The 16,214-nt window shown below is 34.5% G+C and carries 8 protein-coding genes and 1 riboswitch; all 8 genes read left to right on the forward strand.

Going from position 1 to position 16,214, the window contains the following annotated elements; translation table 11 throughout:
* The first annotated feature begins 22 nt into the window (after window positions 1–22).
* The 8 genes from PB01_RS06190 (at window position 23) to PB01_RS06225 (ending at window position 16,171) form a co-directional block, all read left to right on the forward strand.
* Window positions 23–607 (forward strand): bifunctional transcriptional activator/DNA repair enzyme AdaA, encoded by a 585-nt coding sequence (locus PB01_RS06190; protein WP_151699393.1) that lies wholly within the window; start codon window positions 23–25, stop codon window positions 605–607.
* 632 nt (window positions 608–1,239) lie between these two features.
* Entirely contained in the window at window positions 1,240–1,923 is a 684-nt protein-coding gene (locus PB01_RS06195) for a DUF6944 family repetitive protein (protein ID WP_151699394.1), read from the forward strand.
* A 264-nt stretch (window positions 1,924–2,187) separates the two neighbouring features.
* Window positions 2,188–3,084, forward strand: coding sequence for a LysR family transcriptional regulator (locus PB01_RS06200; protein ID WP_151699395.1), 897 nt, complete (start codon window positions 2,188–2,190; stop codon window positions 3,082–3,084).
* An 89-nt stretch (window positions 3,085–3,173) separates the two neighbouring features.
* Window positions 3,174–4,010: a YitT family protein gene (locus PB01_RS06205; protein ID WP_151699396.1), complete on the forward strand. Its 837-nt coding sequence runs from the start codon at window positions 3,174–3,176 to the stop codon at window positions 4,008–4,010.
* Between the two features lie 419 nt (window positions 4,011–4,429).
* Window positions 4,430–4,513: riboswitch (cyclic di-GMP riboswitch) on the forward strand.
* 126 nt (window positions 4,514–4,639) lie between these two features.
* Complete coding sequence (locus PB01_RS06210) at window positions 4,640–9,775, forward strand: NPCBM/NEW2 domain-containing protein (protein WP_192797491.1); 5,136 nt, start codon at window positions 4,640–4,642, stop codon at window positions 9,773–9,775.
* An 878-nt stretch (window positions 9,776–10,653) separates the two neighbouring features.
* Complete coding sequence (locus PB01_RS06215) at window positions 10,654–11,052, forward strand: hypothetical protein (protein WP_151699398.1); 399 nt, start codon at window positions 10,654–10,656, stop codon at window positions 11,050–11,052.
* A 780-nt stretch (window positions 11,053–11,832) separates the two neighbouring features.
* Window positions 11,833–13,566 carry a methyl-accepting chemotaxis protein gene (locus PB01_RS06220; RefSeq protein ID WP_151699399.1) on the forward strand — a complete coding sequence of 578 codons (1,734 nt, stop codon included), beginning with the start codon at window positions 11,833–11,835 and terminating at the stop codon, window positions 13,564–13,566.
* Between the two features lie 1,051 nt (window positions 13,567–14,617).
* The gene (locus tag PB01_RS06225; RefSeq protein WP_151699400.1) at window positions 14,618–16,171 is read left to right on the forward strand and encodes a glycoside hydrolase family 10-like protein; all 1,554 of its coding nucleotides are present in this window, start codon (window positions 14,618–14,620) and stop codon (window positions 16,169–16,171) included.
* Window positions 16,172–16,214: the final 43 nt, after the last annotated feature.

Genomic DNA, 16,214 nt, shown 5'->3' on the forward strand with positions numbered 1-16,214 from the left:
CCAAGCAAAGGTGGGGGATTAAATGGATGATAAAGTAAATCTTTCTTTTGATGAAATGTGGGATAAAATCATAGATTGCGATAAAAAATATGATGGGCTTTTTTTTACTGCAGTGAAAACAACAAAAATATACTGTCGACCATCGTGTAGATCTAGAAAGCCGAAAAAGATAAATGTGGAATTCTACTTTGACATCAATAAAGTAGAAAATGCTGGTTTTCGTGCTTGTAAAAGATGCCAGCCAGAAGTCAACCATTCCCCGCATATTGAACTTGTTAGAAGTGTAATTTCCTTTTTAGTCAACCATTATAAACAAAAGTTGGTTCTACAGGATATTGCAAAACATGCTGGTGTAAGTGCCTTTTATCTGGAACGACTATTTAAACAAGAAACTACAGAAACTCCCCGTACGTATTTGGAAAAAATGAGAATTGATAAAGCGGTACATCTGCTAAAATGCACAGATCTTACAAATCTTGAAATTTGTTATGACATTGGATTTCAAAGTCCCTCAAACTTTTATAAAGTGTTTCGCCGATTACGAAATTGTTCACCTAGTGAATATCGAAATTTTATCGCTAATGAGCTGGGGGATGAGTTGGTTTGAATATTGTTTGATTCGAAACCAATTATAAATCTAAATTAACCGGGATTAGTATGCAAAAAAATGTATGTATATGTCAAAATAACAAATATAGGAATATAGAAGTGAAAGGAGTTTTTTGATGAAACCCAGGTTAACCTATATAGTCAACTTAGTAGTAACCGTGATATGTATAATGATTTTCCCTATTTTTATTATGAAAAGTCACCCTTTTTATGGATTCGTTATTGGCATAATTCTTGCTACTATACTAAATAGGTTATTAGGTGCAAAATGGAGACCGGGGAAATTAATTAAGTGAAAAACAAGGAGTCTTTAGTAAAGAATGGGACAACAGTGATGTAGGATTTTTCTATCGTATATTGACCATTTAGTGTTATAAAAAAATACGAAATCTAAAAATTGGAGAACGTCTACACGGCGTTCTTTTTATTGTGTGAAAATAATCTGAGAGGAAGAGTATACAAAAGGGCTTTAAGAGTAGGGAGCAGATTCATCAACTTGTTAATGGTGCATGTATTTGTCAAAATCAATGGATGGTCAGTGGTCACTTTCAGGCTGCTTTTTTCTTCCCGATAGTCTTATATATTCATGAATAAGATACGGTAACTTCTTTAATGGAACGGTGTGGTATTGTGAAGAAACATGGAGAGGAGCTCATTTATTCTGGAGCGTGGGTGCTTGTAATTGGCACGACTATCTCTGCCCTAGGACAAACGAAAGAAATTACGATGGGAGATCCAAATGGTGCAAAGTGGGTTGCTCAAGGAAATGCCATCCAAGCTTTTGGCAATAGTCTTCAAGGTCTGGGAAATATAGAATTATTTTTGGAAGAAAAAGAACCGTTCCAACTTGACGCTATCATAGGCGCTTGGCTTCAAGTTGGCGGGAACATTACAGATATTGTTGCAACAGATTTTGAAATCCACACCTCAAAAGAAGATGGACTTAGATTAAATGCAGTTGGGAGTGGGGTCCAAGGTGTTGGGGCTGCTTATGAGGCAGTAGGAGCTGCGGCAGGGAAATCCCCAACTAAAAATCTGGAGGTAACAGGAAATAGCTTATTCGCATTAGGAGCATTTCTTGATGCAACTGGCAGCGTTTTTGTATTAAATAAAATGGATACATCAGGAGATAGATTGTCTTTGATTGGAAGCTGGGTTCAAGTTGTTGGCGCATGTGTAGAAGTTATTGCATTAACAATTGCTTCGAATATCAACCTAGCACAACAAAAAAGGGAAGTTGATGATGGTATCGGGTATTATTGGTACGTGCCGAATACTGTTTTGCTAAAAGGAATTCAGATGGCACCTTTATAACATTAATTATTCTACATTATCATCTATGTGTATTTGAAAAGTTTAGATATGAAGGTAGGAATAACAACGATATGATTCCTTTTTAATCTAAATGATTCATTTAGAATCCATTAACCCTAATTTTTTGAATGATTTTAATTAAAATAATTCATTTCATTAATTTTGATTAAGATACTATAATATCCCTTGGAAGTAAAAAACATCGTCTTTACTATCTGATTCCTATACAATATGAAGAATATTACTCGTATAGGGGGAATGACAATGGAGCTTCGCAATCTAAAGACCTTTTTGGTTGTGGCCGATTGTGGGGGATTTACGCGTGCTGGTGAACAGTTGGGATATACACAGTCGACAGTAACAAATCATGTTAGAGCATTGGAAGAAGCTGTTGGAAATCGTCTCTTTGACCGGCTTGGGAAAACGGTTGTTTTAACAGACGCGGGCCAACATCTAGCGTCATATGCAAAGGAAATTTTACAACTCTACCAGGAAGCAGTTGACTCTTCACGGTTAAACATGGAACCTTCTGGTACGGTCTTGATTGGGGCAAATGAATCCCTAATGGTGTATAGGTTGCCAACCATCTTGTATGAGTTTAAGAGGATGTACCCGAATGTTCATCTTATTTTACAACCATCCGAAAGCCAAGAGCTTAATAACGAATTGAAATCCGGTAAATTTGATTTGGCATTATTTACTAATCCTGAAAAACTAGGATCTGATATCGTCACGAATGATCTAGTGAAAGAGACATTGGTGATGATTGCCCCGCCAGGTCACCGTTTATGTGACAAAGCTATTATCACCCCAGACGATTTGGAGGGTGAAGTGTTGCTTTTAACGGAATCTGGAAGTTATCGTGATTTGTTAGAAAGATGGATCAAAGAAGAAGGCGTGGGTTGTTCCCGCATAGCTTTCTGGAATATCGAGGCCATCAAGCAATCAGTAAAGTGTGGCTTGGGTCTTTCTTATCTACCCTTAATGACGGTGAGGGATGAACTGGAACGAGGCAGTTTAATTGAATTACCTTGGGTGCACAGCGAGGAATTCGTAACTACCCAACTCGCATATCACAAAGATAAATGGCTGACGCCTGCTATGAATAAATTAATTGAAATAATTGAAAAACACGCAAAGAAATGGGAGTCAGAAGACTGACAGTACAGTACATAAAGTGGCGTTTGGCCGAATTGCGGCTGAACGCCAAATTTTTTGACGGGTTAAATTGGTAGGAGGAAATACAGAACATGGCACAACAACGTTTCAAAGAAATATTTTTAATCATTATAGGGTCCCTATTATTCGCGATTGGTATTAACTATTTTGCAATCCCATATCGATTATCCGAGGGTGGCGTCATTGGGGTTACCGTTATTACATACTATTTATTCCAATGGTCTCCTGGTGTTGTAAACCTTGTTATCAATGCTATCCTTTTGACGATAGGCTATAAGTTTTTCGATAAAAAGACAATGATTTATACAGTAATCGGAATCATTTCTTCCTCATTTTTTCTGTTCATAACAGAAGACGTTGGACATCGATTGAACGGGGACACCTTGCTTGCTGCACTATTTTCAGGGGTATTTGTTGGACTTGGTTTAGGCCTGATGTTTAGAGCAGGTGGAACTTCCGGAGGATCCGCCATTATAGCGCGTTTAGCCAATCAATATTTAGGATGGAGTCTAGGGAAAGGCGTCCTCGTCATTGATATTATCGTTATTGGGGGTTCGGTATTCATCATTGGCCAAGAAAAAGCAATGTACACGCTTGTTGCTGTGTTTTTAGGTTCTAAAGTAATCGATTATGTGATTGAAGGACTGAATAGCCGAACGGCAGTGACAATCATTTCCGAACACTCCGAATCGATTCGCCAGTTTATCTTAGAAAACATGACACGAGGCGTGACGATTTTAGAAGGACGCGGCGGTTATAGCCAGGACCAAAAAGAAGTCCTCTATATTGTCATCAATCAACAGGAACTAGTCCAATTGAAACAAACCATCAAAAGTGTAGATGAACAAGCATTTGTTGTCGTCCATGATGTACGCGATGTATTGGGAAGTGGGTTTAGTGTAAGCTGATTTTTGAGAATAATGATTATCTAATAAATAATGCTTTCAAATAAAATGGCCCACGATGTCGATTAGGACTTGTGGGCTTTTAAATTGCTCTAATTGCAAGTCCGGGTAATCAGCAGACTCAAGTAACTTATTGTTTTTTTAGGAAAGTTAAAATAAAGGATATTATTTAGGATTGAATACAGTTCTTTTAGCTCTATTCTTTTAGTGTTTCCTATGACCTATTTTTGTGTTACTTCTTCATAGTCTTTCTAGTAATAGTAACCTAGGAGGATAGAATTAGTTTTTGAAAAGGAAAAATATGAAAAATATGAAATATGTAAAAAATTAATAAACTTTAGATTAACCGTACCTATTTTTTACATGAGTTAAATGATTCATGTGTTAATAGAATATATTATGCTAATATAGAAAAATAAATAAAACTAAATAGGCAAACCTGCAGAAATGTAGGGACGCAAAGCTAAAGGGACTAAGGTTTATAACTATGTCAGCCAGTTGCCAAAGAGTGCATGATGCTTTTTGTTTGTGCGAGGATGGAATCATCAAACCTCTCATAAATTGAATCTACTCTAAGGGAGTAGTTTTTTTATGGATTTTTAATGGTAAATAATTCATATGGAGGAATAATTATGATTAGATTAATAGCGACTGTATTATCTGTTGCTCTGTTTTTGAGCATTTTTAGTGGTCCAGTTAATGCCTTAGCACAGGAATTACAAAATGAAACTAAAGCGATAATGAAGGATGAAAGTGAGGTAGGTGAATCAAATAAGGCGAATGTTACAATATTTGATTTATTTGAAGCTGCTACTTTAAATTCCTATAATCAGGTATTTAAAATGAACCCATCCAATATAAAATCCATTACGAACAATGGAGGAAAATATGCAAGCTCGATCATTGAGAATGCAGTGGATGGAGATATGAATACTCATTGGGAAACTGGTAAACCGAACAACTCTGAATTTAAAAATGAAATAGTAGTTCAATTTAAGGAAACCACACAATTAGATAGAATTGTCTATGCAGCAAGACAATCAAGTGTTAAAGGTAAGGGATTTGCTCAAGGGTTTGAAATATATAGCTCAACTACTGACGAAGGTGAGTTTCAAGCAGTATCCTCGGGTGAATACTATGGATCCGCAGGGGATGTAGTAGAAATACAATTTGCCCCAACAAAATTTAAGCGACTAAAATTTGTATTTACAAAAGCATATCAAGATTGGGCGAGTGCGTCCGAATTTAGTTTTTATAAAGAAGATCAAGTCAGAGATCGTATGAAAAAGCTATTTACTGATGGTGCGTTTAGTACTGTAGGTGAAGAGTTTAATTCAGAAGAGAAAATGGAAGCGTTAGAAGAGAGTGCTAAAACGCATCCACTATACACTTCATTTAAAGAAGATATTGCAAACGCGAAACTGCTATTAAACAAAGAAAGACTAGAAGCTACAAAAGCAGTAACAAAATCATTTACTGATTATTCAAATGAAAATTATTCCAAGTTATTTAGAATGGACGCTGAAAATATCAAGAGTATACGTAACAATGGTGGTCATTATAGCAATTCGGTCATAGTAAATGCTATTGATGGCAACTTAAATACGTACTGGGAAACGAACAAAAGTAACTCAAAAGATTTTACAAATGAAGTGGAAGTAGAATTTAAAGAAACGGTAGAACTAAATCGAATTATGTATGGAGCAAGAGTATCTGATCGAAAAGGATTTGCAGAAGAGTTTGACATATATGGTTCTACAACTTCAAAAGGTGATACATATGAACTTATCACAACCGGAGAACATAATATGGTAGCCGGATTAGTAGAAGCGAAATTTAAACCTACAAAATTTAAGAGACTAAAATTTATGTTCAAGAAATCCAATCAAAACTGGGCAACACTATCAGAGTTAGCCTTTTATAAGGAAGATATTCTAAATGACAAGATGTCGAACTTATTCACTGATGGAACAATGAGTGAAATATTACCTGAATTTAATAGTATCGATAAAATTAAAGCACTTGAAGAAGAAGCAAAATCTCATCCATTATATGAATCGAAGTTCAAGAATTTATTAGATTTAGCTAAGTCTATCGTAAATGGTGAGGTAGAGACTGATGGAACAATGGTCATAGCAGAACAGCATGGAGATATGGTGAAACATGCTAACCAAAATTTAAAGTTTGTTTTCGGCAACAACCTTCAACCTACAGGGTTTGCAGCACAACCAGGAGATAAAGTAACCGTTTACGTTGAAGCAGATTCAAAAAGTCCAATGCCTAGTTTATCTTTCGCACAACAAGAAGGTTCTTGGTCAAGTTGGAGAAAAGATGTAAGCTTAGTACCGGGTAAAAATAGCATAACTGTACCTACTATTAATAAGGATAATGGGTATAACAAAGCGGTCACACCAGGTGGAAGTATATATATTGTCAACCCGTATACAGCAAAACAGCAAGGAAAAGCTCCTGTATTAAGATTTGAAGGTGTAGAGAAAATTCCATTTGCAACTGCTAATACAAAAGTTGATGAGTTCAAATCATTCTTAATAGACTATAAGAAAAAACTAGACGAAGATAAAGCGAAACATCCAAATGTTGAAGACAGAGAAGTACTAGATGTTTTTGAATTCGTAAGTAATCATATTTTTTGGACAGGTACTGCAACAGGTGCTTATAAAACGTATATTGAAGATGGCTATAGTCCATTAGAAACAATTGAGTCTTACAATAATCATATGGAAGAAATATTTAAGTACTATGGTTTAGATGCGAGTAGCGAAGTGAATGATCCAAAATATATACGAGATAACGTCAGACTTGCACAACCATATGCATATATGTATGCTGCAGGGGATCATATAGGCACTTTAGATGACGTGATGGCCGATCATCTAATTCCATTTGAAGTCAGAGGCCCTTCATGGGGCTTAACGCATGAAATAGGACATAGAATGGATGTAAATGCCAGACTTTATGGTGAAGTAACCAATAATATGCTGCCACAATATATGGCAACTTTTTATAATAAACCAGATAATAGAATACCATTTGAGTCAACTATTTATAAAAATGTCATTATAGAAAATTTAAAAGACTATAACACGCAAGGGCTTTTTGAAAAGCTTGGAGTATATTGGCAACTAGAAATGTATAGCCCCGGGTATTGGGGAAAATTAAATAGATTGTATAGAGAAAGAAATGTAAATCTTACAAATGGAGAAAGCTCTAAACAACAATATTTAGTGGAATTTTCTTCAGAAGTATTAAAACTCGATTTAAGTGAACATTTTGCAAGACACGGTTTTGTAGTTAATAAAGATACAAGAGAAAAAACGAGTAAATATCCAAAGCCAGATAAAGTATGGTATTTAAATAATTCTGTTGTTGGATATAAAGGACATGGAATAGAAGATAAAACGGCATCGGTTGGCGTTGACCTTGTTTCGAACGCTGCAAATAAAAACAACACACTAAACTTTGTTATGGATGTAAGTCATAAAGAAGACATTTTAGGATATGAAGTATCTAGAAACGGTGAGGTTGTAGGTTTTACATCTTCCAATAGTTTTATAGATAAAGGGATAGATACAAGTAATAACTACACCTATCAAATTGTTGTATATGATAAAAAGTTAAATACACAGAAGCCGATATATATTAAGGCGTTTAAACCGACATTATCAGTGGAAGAGAATGTAACATTAAAACTACGTCAAGCTTTTAATCCGAAGAACTATGTAAAAGCAACTAACTACCAAGGAAATGATATTACGCAAGACGTAGTCGTAAAGTCATCTAATGTGGATGTAATGAATAAAGGGGAATATGAAGTTGTCTATGAAATAACAAATGCAGATGCGAAAGAAACAAAAACAATGAAAGTCACTGTAGCAAGTGACTATGCTTATATTTCGGATCTGAATGCCAAATCAGTAAATGTTGGTTGGAGTACATTTAAGAAAGATAGAGCTCCTGCTGGTGGCGCAATTACTTTAGTAAGACAAGGACTTGAAGTAACCTATGCAAAAGGTATTGGAGTACATGCGAGTTCGGAAGTTGTTTATGATATTGAAGGAAAAGGCTTTGATTTCTTTGAAAGTTATATTGGAATTGATCAAGCTATGAAAGGAAATACTTCATCTGCAACATTTGAAGTATGGGTGGATGGAGAAAAGAAATACAATAGTAAGGTGTTTAGATCAAATACGGAACATGAATTTGTAAAAGTATCTGTAACAGGTGCAAAAGAAGTTAAGCTTATAACGACAGATGCAAAAGACAACGGAAATACTGCAGATCATACAGTTTGGGCAGATGCCAAGCTTGTCGAAAACTCGAGCAAACCTAATTTAAGTATACCAAAATCAGTTGCGACAAAAGTGGGAGAGCCTATAAACTTGAACGGAGAATATTCCGCAATTGATCCTGAAGATGGAGATTTAACTTCGGAAGTGAAAGTTGTTGGAGCAGATAAAGTAAGATTTGACCGAGCGGGGAAATATGAGGTTATTTACGTTGTAACAGATAATGATGGTAACGAAATACAAAAAACGCGAACGATATCAGTTGTGAATATGGAAGATTATCTATATCTATCAAATTTTGATTGGAAGTCTACTCAAAACAGCTATACGGCTCCTTTAAAAGACCTATCTATAAGTGCTAAAACATTGCGTTTGACAGACGAGTCAAATAAAGAAGTTGCTTATGAAAAAGGAATAGGAGCACATTCTAATTCAACGATTGTGTATGATTTAACGGATAAACAATCAGATTATTTCACATCATTTGTAGGGGTAGATAGACAAATGTATGGATCTGTCGGTTCGGTCATATTTCAAGTATTCGTAGATGGTGAAAAGCAATTCGACAGTGGTTTAATGAATTCTAGAGATACTCAAAAATTTATAGAAATAATTATAAGTGGAGCTAAGGAACTTAAACTAGTTGTAACAGATGGTGGAAATGGAAATGGATCAGACCATGCGACATGGGGTGATGCAAAATTACATTATGCAAATTCCGAAAGAGTGTACACGAATGAGTTAGAAAAAGTAGTAGAAGAAGCAAAAGTAATAGATAAAGAGATATATACTTCTGAAAGCTTCGGCGCATTACAAAGTACTATAGCTAAAGCGGAAGAAGTTTTAGCAAACAACAAAGCTACTCAAACACAAGTAGATGGAGCGTTAGCGTCCATAATAGAAGCGAAAAATGCTTTAGTTGAAATAGACTTAACACAAGTAATAACGATTAATGACCGATACTTAAGCGATTCTATTAAAAAAACATTAGGAGTATCCGAAGATATTACCCTTGGTGATATGCTCAAGCTTACAACTTTAATTAGTAATTCAGGAAGAGTTAGTTCTCTGGGTGGGTTACAATATGCCAGAAATTTAGTGATGCTAGATCTAACTGGAAATGGAATAATGGATTTCTCACCGCTAAAAGAATTAAAAAATTTGCAAAGCATGCATGCTACCCCTCAAGTAGTGGAAATAGCAGCATTCAAAGGACCAGTAGTTGAATTTGAGAATCATGTGAGAGGAATAGACGGAAATAAAGTTACTCCGAGCTATGTGGTAATTAGAAATACTAGTACTTCTAAAGAGATAGTAGTTGATGTGAGTAAATGGGAACAAAACCCTGATAAGTTTACACTAGATCTTTCAAATGAAGATAAAGGATATTATAGTCTAATATTAGTTTATCAAGTAGATGGTAATCATATTCAAATAATGAGTATGATAGATAACAAGTAAATACTATTTTCAAGAGAATGATAAAGCCGTTGGAAGTATTTGTGATACTTTCAATGGCTTATTTCCTTTCGGGATTTCGTATCTAAGAGTGGGAAATGAAAGAGCAAAAAAGTTCTACCTCTAAAATATGCAAACTAAATGCTCCGTGCTTTTTCAATGATCAAATTTGTTCTCAATGTTCTTCTAATAATATTTTGACTTATGTCTAACGTTAGTCAAGAGGTGTTGATTGGAATGAACTCTATATAATTTGTACACCTCGCCATCAGACACCGCACTCCTCATTAAAGTATTGTATTATTTTGGATTACTTAATCTATATTTTAACGGAACTTCAACCAATTCATGGGAAGAGGATGTAAACATAGCCAATAAATCTTGATTTAAACAAGCATGAATTTTCTGGCTTTATATTTTTCTGCAAGATTGAATAAGTAATCATAAATATAATCCTGGAAGAAATACCACTAATGCCTTTTCATAAATTTCATCAAAATGGTTATGTGGAAAAGGAAGGCAAATGTAATGGGAAGGGTTTAGCGTTTTGTTTTCTACTGAATCGCATGAAGAATGAAAAGATTACCAAATGAATAAGAATGAATATGCTAAAGTATTGAAGCCTTTAATTTGATAAATAATTTTATTCAGGTATTTGTAGGTTAATTTTTCCTTTACTTGGGTAAAATTGTATTAAATTCGATGTGTGAAAAGGGCAATAAAATTTAAACTTTATGAGACGTTACCATTCAGATATCGACCCGGCTTATCTTTTCTGTATAATGAAGTGTATATTTCAATACCAACGAATATATTAATGTATCACACAGTCCAGCTGATGGGCTAAATACGTTTCAATTTAAAAGGAAAGAGGTGTACAAATGAGCTTTAAGATTGCCATACTTGTATGTTTAATTCTAATGGGGATAATAGCTTGTATTACCTACTATCTAGCAAAAAAAGTATCAAATAGCCTAATGAAATATATCCCTGTTTTTTCATTTGCTATGGGTGCGCTTTTCTTTTATATGAAATTCAGCTTTATTTCTTATAAACCAAATTCCATAGAAGGTATTTACGACATAATTGCAATTATTTTACTTCTTATTGTATGTAGTATTGCATTTTTAGAAGCGGTCATAATTGATATTGTAGAAAATAGTAACTTATTTAGCAGAAGCTATATGGCTGTAAGGAAGGTAATACAATTAGTTGGTATAAATAAAGCATTTAAGATTAAAATGCCAAGTGATTTTGTTAAGAAAATTAGAGGACTATAATTAGAGGACTACTTATTTATTTGTTAAAATGAAAAGAGGGTGGGAGTGAAGCAGATGCTCCCATCCTTTTTGTCATTATCTCGATTAAGTTGTAGCTCACATCCGTACGAAATAGAGGAAGGCAGACTAAGTTCCCAGTATCGTACGGAAACGCCTGCATGACCCATATTAGTCGTAGTAATATTGTCATTAAACCATAAAAAACGACCCATCTTTGAGTTCACACTCGGACAGGTTATCCATAACCTTACAACCAACCACCATGAGGCAAGCTGCTATTATATTTGACCGCTAGATGGAGAGAAAATCAGTGGTTTCAACAAATTTTAAGGAGTAACGAGTCACTTTGTCGTTTTTTTTAGGACTGATTATGTATATTCTTAGTACTTCACCTAAAAATGAAGTGTTTTTAGGTGTATAGAGTGATAAATATTTTGGACATTATTCGTCAAATAATTACAAAAAAACGAAAAAACGATTGACATAATACAAAAGTATTAATATTATTTACTTAGTATATCGTTAAAATGGTATATATAATAATTCTAAAGTCACGTATTTATATATTAAGAATAGTAGGCAATTATTATGGTTGTTTAAAGGAAACAAGAAATCATGATAAATCCATGTATTAAAACTCAACTACTTTTAATACTAAGAATTGGAAAGTACAGGGATAATGTACGTCGGTTTCTTAATAGAAGCTACAAATCCAAAAAAAGTTGTATTGTTCCGATTATTTACATACATTAGAAACTATCAGGAAGGTGCATAATAAATATGAAATTTAAATTTTCAGTTGGCAAGAAATTATATCTTGGCTTTATTTTGATCTTAATTTTTATGGGTTCTTTAGGATGGCTATCTATTACTAAAATGAAGAATATTAACGGAAAATCTACAGAAATTGCTGAAAAATGGTTGCCTGCAATCAATGCAATTGACGATATTAACTATCGCACAGAACACCTTATTGCATTAGAATATCGACTGACTCTTGAACCAGATGCTCAGCAAATGAGTAAATTTGAAGAGGAAATGAATGAGAATATTCAAGAGATAAATAAAACATTAGGTATTTATGAAAAAACGATATTCCTTGATGAGGACCGTAAACAATTTAATGAACTAGTAATTAAATGGAAAAAATATGAAATCGTGCATCAATCATTTATTAGAATAGGTAGAAACATGGATATTATCGCTGGTGCTGGTTCAGATAACGGTAATCAGCTTATTGAAGTTATTAAACAATCAAAGGATCTCACTGATAGTATGCAAGATGACTTAGATGTTTTAGTGAATATAAATAAAGATAATAGTGTGTTAGCGAGTCAAGATGGGGATCAGATATATGAAAGTGGAAGATCACAAAGTATTCTTTTACTGATAATAGCTATATTGACTGGATTATCGATCGCTTATATTGTATCAAGAATGATCACAAAACCTTTAGAAAAAATAACTAAAAATGTAGAACAAGTAGCCAATGGAAACTTAACAGTAGAGCCAGTCAATATTAAAAATAAAGATGAATTGGGTGATTTAGCAAAATCATTTAATCAGATGAATGTTAACTTAGCCGATTTAATACGACAGGTTAGTGCAACTTCTGAAATGGTAGCAGCTTCATCAGAGGAGTTGTTAGCAAGTACTGAAGAAACTTCTAAAGCAACAGAACAAATTACAGATGCCATTCAAGAAGTGGCTAATGGATCTGAAAGCCAAGTAAATCATACAGAACAAGCAAATCATGTAGTAACTGATATTTCAAAAGGCATGGAGCAGGTGGCAGGATCTATTGAAACAGTTAAGGATCTAAGTGTTAATACCAATCAAAAAGCTGAATCAGGAAATTTAGTGGTTGTTGAGACAGTAGAGCAAATGAATACTGTACATCAGCAGGTAACGAAAACATCCGAAATTGTAAATGAGCTTGGAAAAAGATCGAATGAAATCGGGAGTATTGTGGATTTAATTTCTCAGATTTCTGCTCAGACGAATTTGCTTGCTTTAAACGCCGCGATTGAAGCAGCTAGAGCAGGAGAACACGGACGAGGTTTTGCTGTGGTAGCGGATGAAGTTCGCAAATTAGCCGAACAATCTGGAGAAGCAACAAAATCGATTCAAGAGCTGATTCAACAAATACAAAACGAAATTAATTATGTAATACAATCGATGAATGAGGGAACTGAATCTGTAAACGAAGGCATTAAGAAAGTGACAGAAACGGGTCAATCATTTAGGGAAATTGCTCAAATGATAAATGAAATAACTGCCCAAACTCAAGAAGTTTCTTCCATTGTAGAAGAAGTGAATGTTGGAACTGAAGAGATGGTTAATATGTTCTCTGAAATTGCAGTAATCTCTAAACAATCAGCAGGGAATACTCAACACGTTGCAGCGTCTGCAGAGGAGCAAAACGCCGCAATGGAAGAAATAACAGCTTCTGCCATTTCATTAAGCAAATTGGCTAATGATCTTCAGGGCTCCATTTCAAAATTCCAAATCTGATCTTCGTTTTAATAGGACAAGGGTTTGAACCCATTATTGGGGATGGAAAAGAGAAATAAATTGTTTAATTGACTAGTAAAATGAGATAGAACATTGGAGAACCTCCTGTTTAGATACTTCACTTTGAACTGTATCATATGTAAGTGAGGCGTCTAGTTAATAAGTATTCACTTTTATTGTTTCATTATGATAATGAATCTATTACTTAGTCAAATAAGAGAAGAGTGCTGAAATAAATCTTAGCATTCTACTCTTTTTTTGTTCACAAATTTCACCAAAAACAAATCAATATATACTCTTTAATGACTGATTAAAAGAATAATCTCTAATTACATCACCTGTAAGGCATATTTATCCACCGAGTCGATAGATAAATGAAATCTCGCCAACTTATCTTGATCCAAAAAGAGGAGGATGATAAGGCATTTCTAATACGGTAGGCACATTTCAGGATGAAAGGTACTAGGTTTTCATTGAAATCGAACCTGGTACCATTCACTATGGGAGTAGCACGTAACCTCTCGTCCCCTTTATCTGGATCGGTTCAATTTATTACCACAACTAACTTAATATCGCTGTGTTAGAAACAATTTAGAATAGCGCTATATCTAAAAATAAGTTGACGAAAGAAATTAATAAAAATAAACCTAAAAAAGGGATTAAACTCTTACAGGGGACATTAGTTGTTGAAGTATTATCCTTTAAGCATAAAAATAATCCATCCTTAAACTACCCCGTAATTATGAACGTTTACGGGGTGTTTGCATTTCAAGTATTTAAAAATAAATGAAGAGTGCACTTACTTAGACAATGTTATTTTGGCGATATAAATAGGTATTCCTCATATGGTTCCGAATTTCCATGGTGGATGGTTTCTTTTAATTAACAAAACCAACTTGAGTTGCCGTTTTATAGTGGATTTTTTTCAGGGGGTTAGTACCAATACATGATATAATTGGTTAGGGAAGATACCCTAGCCAAACAAATACGTTAAAAAGGAGGCACGAATAAGTTCTGGAAGGGGATTACAAAGAAAAGGAAGTTATCTAGGATGAAAAGAAATCTTTTTAAAGCTATATTATCAGTTGCTCTATCACTCATTTTACTTATTTCAATACTACCTTTATCAGCTAAAGGAGAAAGCATAACACCCCCTAAGAATGAGATGCGTGCAGCTTGGATTGCAACTGTTCAAAATGTAGATATGAAATCTGGAATGAATGTAACTCAATATACAGCTTGGGTGCGGCAAACATTAGATCAATTGAAAGCCAATAAATTCAATGCAGTCATTTATCAAGTAAAACCAACAAATGATGCGTTATATCCCTCCAAGTTGGCACCGTGGTCATCCTATATAACTGGGGGAAAACAAGGAAAGAGCCCAGGTTATGATCCTTTATTAATCATGCTTAATGAAGTACACCTTCGCGGGATGGAGCTTCATGCATGGATCAACCCTTATCGAGTAACTATGCCGGGCCAATCATTAGCAAGTCTTGCGTCTACTAATGTAGCTCGCACAAATCCTAGCTGGGTAGTTAAATATGGGAAGCAATACTATTTAAACCCTGGTCTTCCTGAAGTGCAAAATTATTTAATTTCTACAGTGAAAGAATTAGTAGCTAATTATGATATTGATGCCGTTCATATGGATGATTACTTTTATCCTTATAAAATAAAAAATGAAGTTTTTCCTGATCAAGCAACATTCAAAAAATATGGCAAGTCGTTCAAAAAAGTGGACGATTGGCGCCGAAATAATGTAAATCAACTTGTCAAAAAATTATATTCATCTATTAAAACGACTAAACCAGATGTCCAATTTGGAATTTCACCATTTGGGGTGTGGCGTAATCAATCAGTGGACCCTACTGGAAGCAACACCCGAGCTAGCGTATCTAATTATGATGACTTATATGCAGACACCAGACAATGGATGAAAGACGGTAGCATCGATTATATTACGCCACAAATCTACTGGTCTAAAACATTATCCTTAGCTAAATATTCCACTCTATTAGACTGGTGGAGTAATGAAGTACAAACGTATGCCGACGTGCATCCCGTTAATCTCTATATTGGTGTCGCTGATTATAAAGTCGGTCTTGACTCCGATAAAGCATGGCAAAATAAAATGGAGTTACCAAATCAAGTAATCGCTAACAGAGCAAACCAAATTGCAATGGGTCAAATGCACTTTTCATTAAAAAGCATTCAAAAAAATTCACTTGGTTATGCAACAATCCTTAAGCAACAACTTTATAATTATACCGCTTTAACTCCGGCAACTTCATGGAACAACGCTGAACAACCGTTAGCGCCAACATCAGTTCAAAGTAGCAAGGATGCAGCTGGTATGAAGTTAGTCATTAATGATCAAAATAGTGAACAACCAAGAAAATACGTGATTTATCGCTTTGAAGGAATCGACGTTGAAGAGTATCAAAATCCTCTAAACATAGTAGATATTGTATATAATTCAAAAGGGGATACAGTATTTTTAGATAAGACAGCAAACCCAAATAAACAATATACATATGGAATTACTTCAGTATCAGCATCTGGTGTTGAAAGTATGGATGCATATGTTGTAAGTGAATGAAATAATTAAAGGTGCCAGGAACCAACACTATTTCGAATAGTTT

Source organism: Psychrobacillus glaciei (assembly GCF_008973485.1).
In the GTDB taxonomy this organism is placed as follows: domain Bacteria; phylum Bacillota; class Bacilli; order Bacillales_A; family Planococcaceae; genus Psychrobacillus; species Psychrobacillus glaciei.